This is a genomic window from Plantibacter sp. VKM Ac-2880, assembly GCF_015351235.1.
GTDB lineage: Bacteria > Actinomycetota > Actinomycetes > Actinomycetales > Microbacteriaceae > Plantibacter.
On sequence record NZ_JADKSJ010000001.1, the window covers coordinates 1034053 to 1048600 of the forward strand.

Genomic DNA, 14548 nt, shown 5'->3' on the forward strand with positions numbered 1-14548 from the left:
GTGCGCGTAGAGTCGTCCGTGTCTGGGATGCCAGACGCCCGGCACGGCGCAGCATGGAGCCACGCCAGGGCGCGCGGGCGGGGGAGGAGCGGGCCATGAGTCAGGTACCGGCAGCGGACGCCACCCTGCGCGTGCTGAGCCACCTCGCGGCGGCCCGTGGTCCGCTCCCCGCCGCGGCCATCGCGTCGGCGCTCGGCCTCCCGCGATCGACGGTCTACCACCTGCTCGGCGTGCTGCAGGAGCACGGCTTCGTCGTCCATCTGCCGGAGGCCCGCCGCTACGGACTGGGGGTCGCGGCCTTCGAACTCTCCGGCGGCTACGCCAGGCAGGAACCGCTCAGCATGCTCTGCCGACCGCTGTTGGCGGAGCTGGTCGATCGCCTCGGCGAGAGCGCCCACCTCGCGGTGCTGCACGGTCGTGACGTGCTGTACATCGTCGAGGAACGGGCTCCTCGGCGGCCGCACCTCGTCACCGAGGTGGGAGTCCGGTTGCCTGCCCACCTCACCGCGAGCGGTTGCGCGATCCTTGCCGCGCTGCCGCCTGGCCAGCTGCGTGCGTTGTTCCCCGACCAGGCGGCGTTCGTCGACCGCACCGGCCACGGCCCCAAACGGTACCGGGAGCTGCGTCAGCTCCTCGCCCGGACGGCCCAGGACGGCTTCGCGCGGGAGGAGGGCGGTGTGACGGTCGGCCTCGCGAGTGTGGGGGTGGTCGTCCGTGACCACACCGGATGGCCGGCTGCGGCGATCGCCGTCACCTACGACGCGGACGACGGGCCGGATCCGGCGTGGTTGGCGAAGGAGATCGGGCCGGCCGCCGCCGAGCTCTCCCGTCGCATCCGCGGTCGCTGACCAGCCGGTCGGATCGGACCCGGGGCGGACCGCCTCCCTCGGCGTCAGTCGACGGAGCGCAGGATGAGTTCGAGCAACGCGGTCGCGTAGGCGTCGGGAGCGGTCGCCGCACTGAACCGACGCAGCTCGCCGCCGAGCTCGACGACGACCGTGTACGCCTCGGCGTCGCCGAGGGACAGGAGGACGTCGAGCTCCTCGTCGAGGGTCTGCTCCGCATCGGCGGGGTTCGGCACGGACACCGCCCGCTCGAGGGACCGGAACGATCCGCGCAGCAGGGCACGCAACTGGTGCTCCGAGGGAAGCCAGAGCGTCTCCTCCTGGTCGACCGAGTCGAGCGCCCACTCGGTCGTGCCGTTGAAGCCGAAGCTGCGCCCACCGGGGTGCTCGTGCACTTCGACGGTCATCTCGCTCACGGTGAAGACGTCGCCGGCGAGCTCGCCACCGTCGATGGTGAAGCGGTCGCCGGGTTCGGGCGTCCAGCGGAGACCGGCGGTACGGAGCGCTCTGGCGAGTTCAGCGGAGATCATCCGTCCAGTATCGCCGACCACGGTCCGACGGAACCCGCAACCCCTCGATTCGGAGGGTTCGCTCTGCGAGGGTGGGTGTCCTGTCCGAAGGGTCCGATGATGCCCGAGCACGATGACCGCCAGCCGGCGCGTTGTCCTGCGCGCGGACGCGTCACGACCACCCGGCTCTCGGGTGCGGCGGGCATGCAGGAGGCCTCCGGCGCCATCCGCTTCGTCGACGGCGACCCGGACCACTTCTCCATGACCATCGACGCCGTGGCGCTCGGTGACTACGTGGTCCACCGCAATCGCGTCGGTCCCGGCACCTTCGACGTCCTCGACGCCGCCGGATCGGAGGAGCCGGTCGCGATGATCGTCCTCCTCACCGACGGCGCGGTGAGTCTGATCCACGGTCGGCAACAGCTCGATCTGCATCCCGGCGGCGGCGCGCTCGCCGTGTCGGAGGAGGTCTACCGCACGACCGTCGACGAGCAGGCCACCTACCTGCACGTCTTCGTCCCGCTGCGCGCGCTGCGTCGCCTGGGTATCACGCCGACGCCGTTCGGGGCGCTCGCCCCGTCACCGCTGTTGCGGGCGATCGCCGCCTTCTTCGACGAGGTCGTCTCCGGTTTCGAGCCGATCGGTGGTGCCGCACAGCTGCGCCTGTGTCGCGTGATCGACACGATGCTCGCCACGCTGTACGCCGAGAACGACCTCTTCCAGGCGGACACCGACGCCGGACGTGTCCCGATCCGGTTGCGGATCATGGAGCACATCGCCGTCTCGTTCGCGGAGCGCGAGCTGCGACCGGAGACGCTCGCGCGCCGCTTCAACATGTCGACCCGGTCCCTGCAACGGGTGTTCGAGGGCTCGGGCACGAGCGCCGCCGGCGAGATCGCCGAACGCCGACTCCAGCTCGCCCTCGCGCTCCTCTCGGACCCCGACCACCGGACGTTGTCGATCGCGGAGGTCGCAGCCCGCTGCGGGTACCACTCGCAGGCGCACCTCCGTCGCGCGGTCGTGGCGCACACCGGCTTCAGTCCGACGCAGGTGCGGGAGCAGTCGACGGCGGGCGGCTCCTGACCGACGCGGGCCGGTCCGGTGGCCTCGGCGGTCAGCTCGCGGGACGACGATCCCGACGCGGGGCCGTCAGCCACGGACGGAGCATCCTCGTGACGAGCGGCAGGAGCCAGTAGGTCATGATCGGCGTGAGGATGAGTGTCGAGATGAGGACGTGCAGGAAGACGCCGAGCGGTTCCCATCCGGGGACGAGACCCGTCACCAGGAGCGTGAAGACGAGGTTCAGGGGGAAGAACCCCAGCCAGATGCTCACCGCCTGCTTCCACCGCGGGGGCGCGGGTGGCACGGGGTCGGGATCGTTCGACCGTTCGGCCTCCTCGACGCGCAGGATGCCCTCCGGCGCGTCGAACCACCCCTCGATCCCGCTGCGCCGCTCCACCCGTGACTGCTCCATGAACTCCCGCCCGCTCGACAACCACCAGGCGCGCTCCTTCGACTCCTCCCAGTCGGTGAGGGTCTGCTCGTCGGCGAAGCGGTAGAGCATGTACCAGATGTCGCTCTCGGCCCCCGCTCGCACCCAGCCGGAGCCGAGGAAGCCGGGGTAGCGGTTGGCGAGGTTGATGCCCGCCTGGACCCAGATGGTGGCCTCGGAGATCGACGCCGGGTTGACGCGTCGCTCGATCGAGACGGTGATGGGATCGTGTTCCATCCCTCCAGTAGACCGCACTCGTGTTTCGATCTCGTGTCCCGGTCGTGCGCCGTAGAGTCGAGGCATGGCGACTCCTGACTTCGTACTGGCCCTCCGCGAGCGGATCGGTCACGCGCCGCTCTGGTTGACTGGGGTGACCGCCGTCGTCCTCCGCGGGCTCGGGACACCGGGCGCCGAGGTGCTGCTCGTCCGGCGAGCCGACAACGGTGCCTGGACGCCCGTCACCGGGATCATCGACCCGGGGGAGGAGCCCGCGGTCGCCGCCGAACGCGAGGTGCTCGAGGAGGCCGCGGTGGTCGCCGTCGCCGAGCGGCTGTCGCAGGTGCAGGTGCTCCCGCAGAACGTCTACGAGAACGGCGACATCACCCAGTACATCGACCTCGTGTTCCGCTGCCGGTACGAGTCCGGTGAGCCCTACCCGGCGGACGGCGAGAACTCCGAGGCGCGGTGGTTCCCGCTCGATGCGCTGCCGGCCGAGGTCTCGCAGAACTTCCGCACCAGGATCGCCCTCGCGGCCTCCGACACCCCGGAGGCCCACTTCGTGCGCTGAGCCGTCGACGGCCGGTCAGCGCGCGGCGGCGGCGGCGGCGATGGCGTCGGCTGCGCGGACGAGTCCGAGGTGCGACAGCGCCTGCGGGGTGTTGCCGACCTGCCTGCCCTCCTGCACGTCGTACTCCTCGGACAGGAGACCCAGGTCGTTGCGGAACGACAGCAGGCGGTCCATCAGCGTCCGGGCGTCGTCCAGCCGTCCGGAGCTCGCGTACTGCTGGACAAGCCAGAACGAGCACGCCAGGAACGGGTGCTCCTCGCCGGGGAGTCCGTCGACGCCGCTGGTGGTCCGGTAGCGGAGGAGGAGACCGTCCTGCAGGAGGTCCTCCTCGATGGCCGCGACCGTCTTGAGCATCCGTGGGTCGTCCGGCGCGACGTATCCGATCTGCGCGAGGACGAGGAGCGACGCGTCGACCTCCGTCGTCCCGGCGTGCTGCACGTAGCACCCGCGGGCGTGGTCGACGTTCTCGCGTTCGATGGTCTCCCGCAGGGTCTCTCGGAGGGCCTCCCAGCGCTTGACGGGACCGTCGAGGCCGTGCTCCCGGACCGCTCTGACGCCGCGGTCGAGCGCCGCCCAGATCATCGCCCGCGAGTGGGTGAAGTGCTGCTCCTCGCCACGGACCTCCCAGATGCCGCGGTCCGGACGGTTCCAGTGCTCCTCCAGCTCGCCGAGCAGCGCACGCTGCAGGCTCCACGAGAAGTCGTCCTCGGCGAGCCCCACCGAGCGTGCCTCGTCGAGGGCGATCATGACCGAACCGAACACGTCGCCCTGGTACTGCGTGTAGGCGCCGTTGCCGACGCGCACGGGTGCGGCACCGAGGTACCCGGGCAGGCTGTCGAGCTCCTCCTCGACGAGATGGCGTTCACCCGCGAGGCCGTACATGATCTGCAGGTCGTTCGGGTCGCCGGCGATCGCGCGCAGCAGCCACCCCCGCCAGTCGTGCGCCTCCTCGGTGAACCCGTGTTGCATGAGGGCTTCGAGGGTCAGGGACGCGTCGCGCAGCCAGACGTAGCGGTAGTCCCAGTTGCGGACCCCGCCGAACGACTCGGGCAGGCTCGTGGTCGCGGCCGCGACGATGCCGCCGGTGTCCTCGTGCGTGAGGGCCCGGAGCACCAGCAGCGAGCGGACCACCGCCTCCTCGTATTCGGCGGCCGGGTCGCAGCGGGCGGCCCAGTCCCGCCACCAGTCGGCCGTGTGGTCGATCCGTCGGCCGACGTCGACGGGCTCCGGCACGTCCCGGTGCGAGGGGTACCAGGTGAGCGTCAGGTCGACGGTGTCGCCGGCGGATACCTGGATGGACGCCGAGTGGGCGTGGTCGGAGGCGGTCAGGCGCACCCCGCGGAGGACGACCGCGTCAGGACCGGCGACCGCGACGATGCCGGAGCGGTCGGGCAACTGACGGACCCACGGCACCGCGTCGGCGTATCCGAAGCGGATGCGGACGTCGACGTCGACGCTGACGGTGCCGCGGACGCCCTCGATCCGGCGGATGACGTCGGCTCGTCGATCCCCGTGCGGCATGACGTCCGTGACGCGGATCTCGCCGTCGCCCGTCGTCCAGGTGGTCTCGAGGACGAAGGTGTCGTCGAGGTAGCGGCGGGTCGCCCGGGCGTCCGGAGCGGCCGGGCGGACACTCCACCGGCCGTGGTCCTCGGTGCCGAGCAGAGCGCCGAACATGGAGGCGGAGTCGAAGCGGGGGAGGCAGAGCCAGTCGATGCTGCCCTCCGTCGAGACGAGTGCTGCGGTGTGGCAATCGCCGATGAGGGCGTAGTCCTCGATGGGGCTGGGCATGACCCCATGCTGCCACGCCACGTCGGGAGCGCCTGGGAGCGATGCCCCGTGACTTCTCAGGGTCGATCAGGTAATGTAGCGAAGTCGGCTCTAGACACCGCGTTTGTACCGCGGAGGGTTATGTCAGTCTGGTGGGCCGGTTTCGTCGGAGAGAACTCCGCGAACACACACACGATGTGAACGGTCCCGGCCATTGATCGCCCGGGTATGAGCATGCCGCAGCGCAGCCGAGGTTTCGGATGGCGCTGTGTGAGTCATGCAGGTCGTTCATGCGAACGAGTAATAACCCGGAAAGCAATTTCTCCATGCCCAAGAACAACACCCCCGCCGGCAAACGCCCGGCCAAGAACTTCGACCCCAAGTCCAAGTACGGCGAGAACAAGCGGCCCTTCGGCTCACGTCCCGGCGCGAAGTCCGGCAGCAAGAGCGAAGGCCACCGCGGGTACCGTCCCGACGCCGGTGGAGCGCCGCAGAAGTCCCGTTGGAACGCCGACGAGCGCGCCGAGCGCGCCGCCCGCTTCGAGTCGGAGGAACGCGGCGACCGTGCACCCCGTGGCGACCGGAACGAGCGTCCTGCGTACAACCGTGGAGGCGACCGCAACGAGCGTCCCGCCTACAACCGCGGTGAGCGCACGGAGCGTCCGTCGTACGGTGACCGCAACGAGCGTCCGGCGTACAACCGTGGTGGCGACCGCAATGAGCGTCCTGCGTACAACCGCGGTGAGCGGACCGAGCGTCCGTCGTACGGTGACCGGAACGAGCGTCCGGCGTACAACCGTGGTGGCGACCGCAATGAGCGTCCTGCGTACAACCGTGGCGGTGACCGCAATGAACGTCCTGCGTACAACCGCGGTGAGCGCACCGAGCGTCCGTCCTACGGCGACCGCAATGAGCGCCCCGCGTACAACCGCGGTGAGCGCACGGAGCGCCCGTCGTACGGCGACCGCAACGAGCGTCCGGCGTACAACCGTGGTGGCGACCGCAACGAGCGCCCCGCGTACAACCGTGGCGAGCGCTCCGAACGTCCGTCCTACGGCGACCGCACTGAGCGTCCGTCCTACAACCGTGGCGAGCGGACCGAGCGTCCGTCGTATGGCGACCGCACTGAGCGTCCGTCCTACAACCGTGGTGAGCGCTCCGAGCGTCCGTCCTACGGTGACCGCGCCGAGCGTCCCGCAGGCAACCGTGGTGGCGACCGCACCGAGCGTCCCTCGTACGGTGACCGCACCGAGCGTCCGTCCTACGGCGACCGCCCCGCGCGCCAGGGAGACCCCCGCCAGGCGAACCGCACCGATCGACCCGCACGTTCGTACGACGACCGTCCGAAGCGCAGCTTCGAGGAGCGTCCGGCCCGTTCGTACGACGACCGCCCCAAGCGTTCGTTCGACGACCGTCCGAAGCGCAGCTTCGACGACCGCGGCACCTCCGACGCGAGCCGCGGCAGCGACTACTACCCGAAGCGCGACGCCGGGTCGTACACGCCCCAGGACGACGTGGTGCTCGAGCGCCTCGAGGCCGACGCCATCCAGGCCGCCGACGTCGAGGGTGTGACCTTCGAGAGCCTCGGCCTCGGTGGCAACATCGTCCGGGCGCTCGCCGAACTCGGCGCTGCCAGCCCGTTCCCGATCCAGGCGGCGACCATCCCGGACGTCATCGCGGGTCGCGATGTGCTCGGGCGTGGCCGCACCGGCTCCGGCAAGACCATCGCGTTCGGTGCCCCGCTCGTCGAGAAGCTCATGGAGAACGGTGGCGCCAAGAACCGCAAGCCGGGTCGCAAGCCCCGCGCGCTGATCCTCGCCCCGACCCGTGAGCTCGCGCTCCAGATCGACCGCACCGTGCAGCCCATCGCTCGCGCCGTCGGCCTGTTCACCACGCAGATCTACGGCGGTGTCCCGCAGGGTCGCCAGGTCGGTGCGCTGCAGCGTGGCGTCGACATCATCGTCGGCACCCCCGGCCGCATCGAGGACCTCATCGAGCAGGGTCGCCTCGACCTCTCGCAGGTCACCGTGACCGTCCTCGACGAGGCCGACCACATGTGCGACCTCGGGTTCCTCGAGCCGGTGCAGCGCATCCTGCGTCGCACCTCGCCCGACGGCCAGAAGCTGCTCTTCTCCGCCACCCTCGACAAGGGTGTCGCAGCCCTCGTCAACGAGTTCCTTCCGAACCCGTCGGTGCACGAGGTCGCGGGCGAGGACCAGGCGTCCTCGACCATCGACCACCGCGTCCTCGTGGTGGAGCACAAGGGCAAGGACCGCCTGATCGAGGAGCTCGTGAACCGCACCGAGAAGACCCTCGTGTTCGCTCGCACCCGTGCGTACGCCGAGCGTCTCGCGGAGCAGCTGGGTATGGCGGGCATCCCCGCCGTCTCGCTCCACGGTGACCTCAACCAGGCGCGCCGCACGCGCAACCTGGAGAAGCTCACCTCCGGTCGGGTCAACGTGCTCGTGGCGACCGACGTCGCCGCCCGCGGCATCCACGTCGACGACATCACGCTCGTCGTCCAGGCCGACGCCCCGGACGAGTACAAGACGTACCTGCACCGCGCCGGTCGTACCGGTCGTGCCGGCAAGATCGGTCGTGTCGTGACGATCATCCCGAAGGCCCGTCGCCGTCGGATGACGGAGATGCTCGACCGTGCCGAGATCGAGGCCGCGTTCGACGATGCAGCCCCCGGCGACCAGCTCGTCGAGGACATCGCCACCGCGTAGTCCTTCACTGCAACAGAACGCCCGTCGGGCTCACACTCGGCGGGCGTTCTGCGTGTCCGGTAGGCGGTCTGCGGCGCCGACCGCCGCCAGGGGACCGCTACCGCGTGAGCGCGGCGCGCTCGTCGTCGCGCGGCGCGAGGACGACGGCGTCGTCGACCCCGTCGAAGGTCCGGACCGGCCGCGTGGTGTCCCACCGCTGCCACCCGGGATCGCCGGTCGTCGCGAACGCGACCCAGGCGTCGTGCATCGCGGTCGCGAGGGACTGCGGTGCGTCACGCCCGGCCATCCGAACCGACTCCGGGGAGTCGATCCGGTCGAACACGAAGCCGATCTCCATCGCGTGCGCGGCTCCGAGCGCCCCATTACCGTCTTCGCCGACGGGACTCCGCCAGGCGAACTCGTACACCCAGGTGTCCGCTCCGGCTGCGGCCCGGGCGTCGGCCACCCGGTTCAGCGGGACGCGCAGCAGGACGTCGGTCGCGATCGCACCCAGGATCTCACCGGTGGACGCCTTCGGGCGGTTCCGGCGGAACGTTCGGACCGTCGCCGCGGAGATGCCGAGCTTCAGGCGTGCCGCCAGCAGATGGACGCGCTTGATCGTGGGCAGGAGCCCGGCCGGCACGAGCCACAACCGGTACTCCTCGGTGGTGCTGCCGATCAGGACGGGGATACCCGCCGCCTGCCCCGCGAGCAGGGCGTCGATCGGGCTGCTCGGGACGAGCGCGCCGTCCGTTGCGAGAGCGAACCCCGCGCCGCCGTTCAGCGGGTTGCCGCCCGCCATGACCCGCTCCTGGGCGGCCACGAGCCCCTCGGGCGGAATGCGCCGGAACCCGGCGCGCGTCGCCGGGACGCCCAGGTCCTTCGCCATGAGCTTGGTGATGCGACCGGCGCGCTCGCGCGTCTGCGCCTCGAGCGGACCGCTCTGGACGATCGCCCGCCGCATGACCGCCGCAGCGTCCGGGTGCGCGAGGAGCGTCGCGACCGAGGCTCCACCAGCCGACTCGCCGAACACCGTCACCTGGTCGGGGTCGCCGCCGAAGCGCGCGATCTCGTCCTGCACCCACGTCAACCCGGCCAGCTGGTCCGCGATGCCGAGGTTCAGTGGCACATCGTCGAGCACTGAGAACCCCTCCGAACCGAGGCGGTAGTTGACGGACACGAAGACGATCCCGTCACGGGCGAACGCGGTGCCGTCGTAGGAGTCGAGGGCGTTCGAGCCATGGACGAACGAGCCGCCGTGGATCCACACCATCACCGGGAGCGCCCCGTCCGCAGCCCCGTCCGCAGCCCCGGCCGGTGCCCACACGTTGACGTTCAGGATCTCGTTCCCGGGCACCGTGACCGTGGAGAAGAGCTCGCCGACCGCGCCGGAGTACGGGGCCTGTGGCGCGGTGGCGCCGGGCCGGGTCGCGTCACGTGGCTCGTCCCACGGTTCGACGGGCTGGGGGAGCCGGAACCGGTCGTCGCCGAACGGTGCCGCCGCATACGGGATGCCGAGGAACCGGGAGACCCCCGCCTCGGTGCGTCCGGTGACGGGGCCGCTCCCCGTGTGCACGGTGACGGGTGTCGATCCGCCGTTCGGCAGGGTCGGTTCCAGCGCAGGCTCGATGCTCATTCGGGTCCGTTCGTCGATGCTCGGGTGACCAACTGTATCGACGGCGCTCGCAGGCGTGCCTGTGCATCGGGCGAGAGGCGGTGCGCGAGACTGGATCGATGCAGATCCGTCCGTTCACCCGATCCGACACCGACGCCGTCATCGCCCTCTGGCACGAGGCCGGTCTCACCCGACCATGGAACGACCCCGTGGCGGACATCGAGCGCAAGCTGACGACGCAGCCGGAACTGTTCCTCGTCGCTGAGGAGGCCGGCGCCGTCGTCGGAACGGCGATGGTCGGGTACGACGGCCACCGTGGCTGGGTGCACTACCTCGCGGTGTCGCCGGACCAGCAGGGCAACGGGCTCGGACGCGTCCTCATGGAGGAGGCCGAGCGTCTGCTCATCGAGCTCGGGTGCCCCAAGATCAACCTTATGGTCCGCACTGGCAACGACCGGGTGATCGGGTTCTACGAGGCGCTCGGGTACGGCATCGACGAGGTCGCTCTCCTCAGCAAGCGACTCATCCCCGACGTCTGACGTCGGTTCAGTCGCCCATATTCGGGCGAATGGGCGTTCGCTCGCCCGCAAATGGGCGAATGAACGGCTCAGAACAGGGTCGGTTGGACCTGGAGGCCGGTGGTGACGAATTCCGGTGCGCGCTTGCGCAGTTCGGCCCGCTCCCCGTACCCGTCGCGCAGCATGCCGAGCGCCGACGAGCGGACGCCTCCGGTGGCAGGGTCCTCGGTTCCTCGCTCGAGCCCGTGGTCGCGGATCATCGGCCGGATGCGGGCCGCGAGCCACTTCCGGTACTCCTTCGGGGCGTAGACGCCGTCGGCGTACATCGAGGTGTACCGGTCGATGAGCTCGGGGTGCTCCTTCGCCAGCCACTGCATGAACCAGGGTTTGACGCCGGCTTTCAGGTACAGCGTCGAGAACAGGACCGTGCTCGCACCGGCCTCCCGGATGCGCGACAGGGCGAGGTCGAGGTGCTCGACGGTGTCCGTGAGGTAGGGGAGGATCGGCATCATGAACACCCCGACGTCGAACCCGAGATCGCTCGCCGCGCGGACGGTCGAGAGTCGGGCCGCCGCCGTCGGGGTGCCGGGTTCGATCGACTGCTGCAGTTCGTCGTCGAAGATGGCGATCGACATGGCGAGGTCGACGGGCACGCGCTGGGCGACCTCGGCGAGCAGCGGCAGGTCGCGCCGGAGCAGCGTGCCCTTCGTGAGGATGGAGAACGGCGTCCCGGAGTCGGCGAGGGCGTTGATGATGCCGGGCATGAGCCGGTACTTGCCCTCGGCCCGCTGATACGGGTCGGTGTTCGTCCCGAGCGCCACCGGGTGCCGCCCCCAACTGGCCTTCGCGAGCTCCTTCTGCAGGACCTCGGCGACGTTCACCTTCACGATGAGCTGCGAGTCGAAGTCCTTGCCCGCATCGAGGTCGAGATAGCCATGGCTCGGCCGGGCGAAGCAGTACACGCAGGCATGCGAGCATCCCCGGTAGGGGTTGATCGTCCATCCGAACGGCATCACCGACTGTCCGGGAACCCGGTTGAGGGCCGACTTCGCGAGCACCTCGTGGAAGGTGATCCCGGCGAACTCCGGCGTCTGGACGCTGCGCACGAGGTTGTTCAACTTGGCGAGGCCGGGCAGCGCCGACGTCGCTTCGACTCCGAGTTCCTGTCCGCTCCACCGCATGCAACCATTAGAACATACGTTCGATCGTCTGACGTCGCCCGAGACGATGAGAGACTGACATCGATGATGATCCACACCGCACGGACGACGCTCGAACCCATCTCCCCAGCACTGGCGCGACGGATCGTCGAGCGTGACGAGTGGCATGGCGATGCGTGGCATCCGGAGTATCCGCTCGCCGACGAACTGGGTCCACTCCGAACCCATGCCCGGTCGACCGACCACGATCCGGTGTTCACGCTCTACCTCGTCCGCGACGCCGCGGGACTGGCCGTCGGAGGGTTCGGCTTCTTCGGCCCGCCCGACAGCTCCGGTGCGATCGAATTCGGCTACGGCCTCATCCCGGCGGCCCGTGGTGTCGGGCTGGCGACGGAGGTCGTCGTCGCGGCCCTCGCCGTCGCGAGCTCGAACGGCGCGTCGCGGGCGATCGCCGACACCGACATCGCGAACGTCGCGTCGCAGCGCGTCCTCGAGAAGGCGGGTCTCACCGAGGTGGAACGCTCCGGTTCGATGGTCTTCTTCGCAGGCGAGCTCGGCCCCTGAGAGCTGAGCTGTCCACGGGACGTTCTGGTCCCGGTGCTCAATGGTTCACCCGTGCGTGACCGGGCCAGGGCCGGCGGTGAGACTCCACCACACGATGGTGGCGCTCACGAGCCAGAAGAGGACCATGAAGATCCAGTCGCGCGCGCGGAACGGGACACGATACCGCTCCGTTCGCGTCTCATGGGCCCCGAAGGCGCGTGAGTCCATGGCGAGGGCGACCCGCTCCGCGTGCCGGATCGCACCGGCGAGCAGGGGTACGACGTACCCGGCCGTGCGGCGAACGGCGGCGATCGGGCCGCGCCCCTCGGCCATCCCGCGCACGCGGTGCGCCGAACGGATGACCTCGAGTTCGTGGCCGAACCGTGGCACGAACCGGTAGGCCGCGAGCGCCGTGTACCCGATCCGGTACGGCACGTGCAGCTGCTGGATCATCGCGCGGACCACGTCCCGTCCGGTTGAGGTGAGCCCGCCGATGAGCGCCAGCACGAGCAGGCTCGCCAGTCGCAGCGCCGTCGCGAGTCCGACGAGCAGCGCCCCGAGGAAGAATCGGTAGTCGCCGATCTGGAAGAGGAGGATGGACTGGTCGACCTTGCCCGGGTCGGTCCACAGGCCGAAGCTGAACGACATGATCCCCACGACGACCGGGAGCCCGACGAACAGGAGGAGCGCGACCGCCTTCGTCAGTCGAGCGCCGACGAGGATGATCACGACGGCGAGGGCGATGCAGAGCGTCGGCGTCAGGAGGTCCCTCGTGAACGCGAGGACCGCCATCACCGGGAGGGGCGCACCGAGTTTCGCGAGCGGGTTCAAGCGGTACAGGAACCGGTTCGCCGGGTTCGTCGCGTTCGTCGCGTACGGGTCGATCGACGCCGCGCTCACGGGAGGTCCGTCCCTGGCAGATCGGCGAGCCGCGAGAGATGCCGCCACTCGGGGTGGTGTTCCAACGCGCGCATGGCTCTTGCGAGCGGCGGCGGACGAAGGCCGGCTCGCTGGATGAGGTCGTCGTCGGCGAGGATGGCGCCGGTCTGGCCATGGGCCAGGAGCCGCCCGTCGGCCATCACGGCGACGTGGGTGGCGTGGTCAGCGACGAGCTGGAGGTCGTGGGTCACGACGATGACCGTCGTGCCCTGGGTGTTGAGCTCGGCGAGCAGGGCGAGGAGTTCGTTCGCTCGCGCGCGGTCCTGCCCGAACGTCGGCTCGTCGAGCGCGAGCACCGGGGCTCCGGTGATGAGCGCGCTCCCGACGGACAACCGCCGCTTCTGGCCACCCGACAGGAGGAACGGGTGCACCTCACGCGCCGACTCGAGCCCGAAGCGGCGCAGCAGCTCGGTGACGCGATGCTCGACCTCCGGCTCGTCGACGCCCCGGATCCGCAGGCCGTGCGCGAGTTCGTCGTGGACGGTGTGGGTGATGAACTGGTGCTCGGGGTTCTGGAAGACGAACCCGATGTGCGCGGCGACCGTCCGCACGTCGCTCCGGCCGGGGTCGACCCCGCCGACGTCGATGCGGCCTCGAGGGGGCTGGACGACGCCCGCGATCGCCTGGAGCAGGGTCGTCTTGCCGGCGCCGTTCGTGCCGATGACGGCGAGGAAGTCGCCGGTGCCGACCTCGAGGCTCACCTCGTGCAGGATCGGGGTCCGGTGCCGCCCCCTGCCGCGCTCGACGCTGAGACGGTCGACGCGCACGGCGACGGACCGATCGGCGCCGACGGGTGCCGCGACGGCGGTCGGGGGTGCCGAGAGCTCGATCGCGTCGAGGGCGGCGGTCAGCTCGTCGGGCGTCAGGGGGAGGCTCGGCAGAGGGACGCCCGTCTCCTGGAGGCGCAGGGCCGCGAGGGTGGCGACCGGCAGCCAGACGCCCATCTCGAGGAGCTCGCTGACGTGGCCGACGAGGACCTCGCGAGTCGGCCCGTCGAACCGGAGACGTCCTTCGCGGTCGAGGACGACGACGCGGTCGACGAGGTCGATGGCGGCGTCGAGGTTGTGCTCGACGAGCAGGATCGCGTGGTCACCCCGGGAACCGTCCGGCGCGGAGACGAGGGATCGGAGCGCTGCGTAGACCTCCTCGATGCCCGCCGGATCGAGGTTGGCGGTCGGTTCGTCGAGGACGAGCAGCTCGCCGCCCATGGCCAGGGCGCAGGCGATGGCGAGGCGCTGCCGACCTCCACCCGAGAGGCGGTCGGGATTCTCGGTCCGCCGTTCCCAGAGCCCGACCTGCCGCAGCGCGCGCTCTGCCCTGGCGAGGACCTCCTCGACGGGGAGCAGGAGGTTCTCCGGTCCGAAACACACCTCGTCGAGCACCGAACCGGTGACGATCTGGGCGTCCGGATCCTGGAAGACCATCGACACGTGCTCGCTCAGCTGGGCGACGGTCGCATCCGCGGTGTCGAGGCCGGCGGTGACCACGGTGCCCTCGAGTTCGGCGGGGAGCGCGTGGGGGATGAGGCCGTTGAGGGCGAGCGCGAGCGTCGACTTCCCGGACCCGCTCGGTCCGAGGAGCAGCACCACCTCGCCCGGGGCGATCCCGAACGAGACGTCGTCGGGGGTCCACCGCTCCCGGTCGTCATGACGGATGCGCACC

Annotated in this window: 13 protein-coding genes; 6 read left to right on the forward strand and 7 right to left on the reverse strand. The window is 70.4% G+C overall.

The features are described from left to right. Positions 1 to 95 precede the first annotated feature (95 nt). Complete coding sequence (locus tag ITJ57_RS05085) at positions 96 to 848, forward strand: IclR family transcriptional regulator (protein ID WP_194669134.1); 753 nt, start codon at positions 96 to 98, stop codon at positions 846 to 848. A gap of 44 nt (positions 849 to 892) precedes the next feature. Here the strand turns inward: ITJ57_RS05085 and ITJ57_RS05090 are convergent, their stop codons facing one another. Further along, positions 893 to 1375, reverse strand: a complete 483-nt coding sequence (locus tag ITJ57_RS05090; RefSeq protein WP_194669135.1) for a pilus assembly protein CpaE — start codon at positions 1373 to 1375, stop codon at positions 893 to 895. A gap of 99 nt (positions 1376 to 1474) precedes the next feature. Here ITJ57_RS05090 and ITJ57_RS05095 point away from each other — a divergent pair, with 99 nt between their 5' ends. Then, positions 1475 to 2437: an AraC family transcriptional regulator gene (locus ITJ57_RS05095; RefSeq protein WP_194669136.1), complete on the forward strand. Its 963-nt coding sequence runs from the start codon at positions 1475 to 1477 to the stop codon at positions 2435 to 2437. A gap of 31 nt (positions 2438 to 2468) precedes the next feature. Here the strand turns inward: ITJ57_RS05095 and ITJ57_RS05100 are convergent, their stop codons facing one another. Then, complete coding sequence (locus ITJ57_RS05100; protein WP_194669137.1) at positions 2469 to 3083, reverse strand: antibiotic biosynthesis monooxygenase; 615 nt, start codon at positions 3081 to 3083, stop codon at positions 2469 to 2471. Positions 3084 to 3147: 64 nt separating this feature from the next. Here ITJ57_RS05100 and ITJ57_RS05105 point away from each other — a divergent pair, with 64 nt between their 5' ends. Beyond that, positions 3148 to 3633 carry an NUDIX domain-containing protein gene (locus ITJ57_RS05105; protein WP_194669138.1) on the forward strand — a complete coding sequence of 162 codons (486 nt, stop codon included), beginning with the start codon at positions 3148 to 3150 and terminating at the stop codon, positions 3631 to 3633. A 15-nt stretch (positions 3634 to 3648) separates the two neighbouring features. Here ITJ57_RS05105 and ITJ57_RS05110 read toward each other — a convergent pair whose 3' ends face one another. Further along, positions 3649 to 5424, reverse strand: coding sequence for a glycoside hydrolase family 15 protein (locus ITJ57_RS05110; protein ID WP_194669139.1), 1776 nt, complete (start codon positions 5422 to 5424; stop codon positions 3649 to 3651). Positions 5425 to 5729: 305 nt separating this feature from the next. Here ITJ57_RS05110 and ITJ57_RS05115 point away from each other — a divergent pair, with 305 nt between their 5' ends. Continuing rightward, positions 5730 to 8132 (forward strand): DEAD/DEAH box helicase, encoded by a 2403-nt coding sequence (locus ITJ57_RS05115; RefSeq protein WP_194669140.1) that lies wholly within the window; start codon positions 5730 to 5732, stop codon positions 8130 to 8132. Positions 8133 to 8229: 97 nt separating this feature from the next. Here the strand turns inward: ITJ57_RS05115 and ITJ57_RS05120 are convergent, their stop codons facing one another. After that, entirely contained in the window at positions 8230 to 9747 is a 1518-nt protein-coding gene (locus ITJ57_RS05120; RefSeq protein ID WP_194669141.1) for a carboxylesterase/lipase family protein, read from the reverse strand. A gap of 98 nt (positions 9748 to 9845) precedes the next feature. On the opposite strand from ITJ57_RS05120, the gene ITJ57_RS05125 reads away from it, so the two are divergent. Then, the gene (locus ITJ57_RS05125) at positions 9846 to 10265 is read left to right on the forward strand and encodes a GNAT family acetyltransferase (RefSeq protein WP_194669142.1); all 420 of its coding nucleotides are present in this window, start codon (positions 9846 to 9848) and stop codon (positions 10263 to 10265) included. Between the two features lie 68 nt (positions 10266 to 10333). Here the strand turns inward: ITJ57_RS05125 and ITJ57_RS05130 are convergent, their stop codons facing one another. After that, positions 10334 to 11425 (reverse strand): Rv2578c family radical SAM protein, encoded by a 1092-nt coding sequence (locus tag ITJ57_RS05130; protein ID WP_194669143.1) that lies wholly within the window; start codon positions 11423 to 11425, stop codon positions 10334 to 10336. Positions 11426 to 11488: 63 nt separating this feature from the next. Here ITJ57_RS05130 and ITJ57_RS05135 point away from each other — a divergent pair, with 63 nt between their 5' ends. Beyond that, positions 11489 to 11968: a GNAT family N-acetyltransferase gene (locus ITJ57_RS05135; RefSeq protein WP_194669144.1), complete on the forward strand. Its 480-nt coding sequence runs from the start codon at positions 11489 to 11491 to the stop codon at positions 11966 to 11968. A gap of 45 nt (positions 11969 to 12013) precedes the next feature. On the opposite strand, the gene ITJ57_RS05140 is transcribed toward ITJ57_RS05135, so the two are convergent. After that, positions 12014 to 12847 carry an energy-coupling factor transporter transmembrane component T gene (locus tag ITJ57_RS05140; RefSeq protein ID WP_194669145.1) on the reverse strand — a complete coding sequence of 278 codons (834 nt, stop codon included), beginning with the start codon at positions 12845 to 12847 and terminating at the stop codon, positions 12014 to 12016. Beyond that, on the reverse strand, positions 12844 to 14547 hold the full coding sequence (locus ITJ57_RS05145) for an ABC transporter ATP-binding protein (RefSeq protein ID WP_370582205.1): 1704 nt from the start codon (positions 14545 to 14547) through the stop codon (positions 12844 to 12846). The genes ITJ57_RS05140 and ITJ57_RS05145 overlap by 4 nt, the downstream gene beginning before the upstream one ends. Position 14548 lies beyond the last annotated feature (1 nt).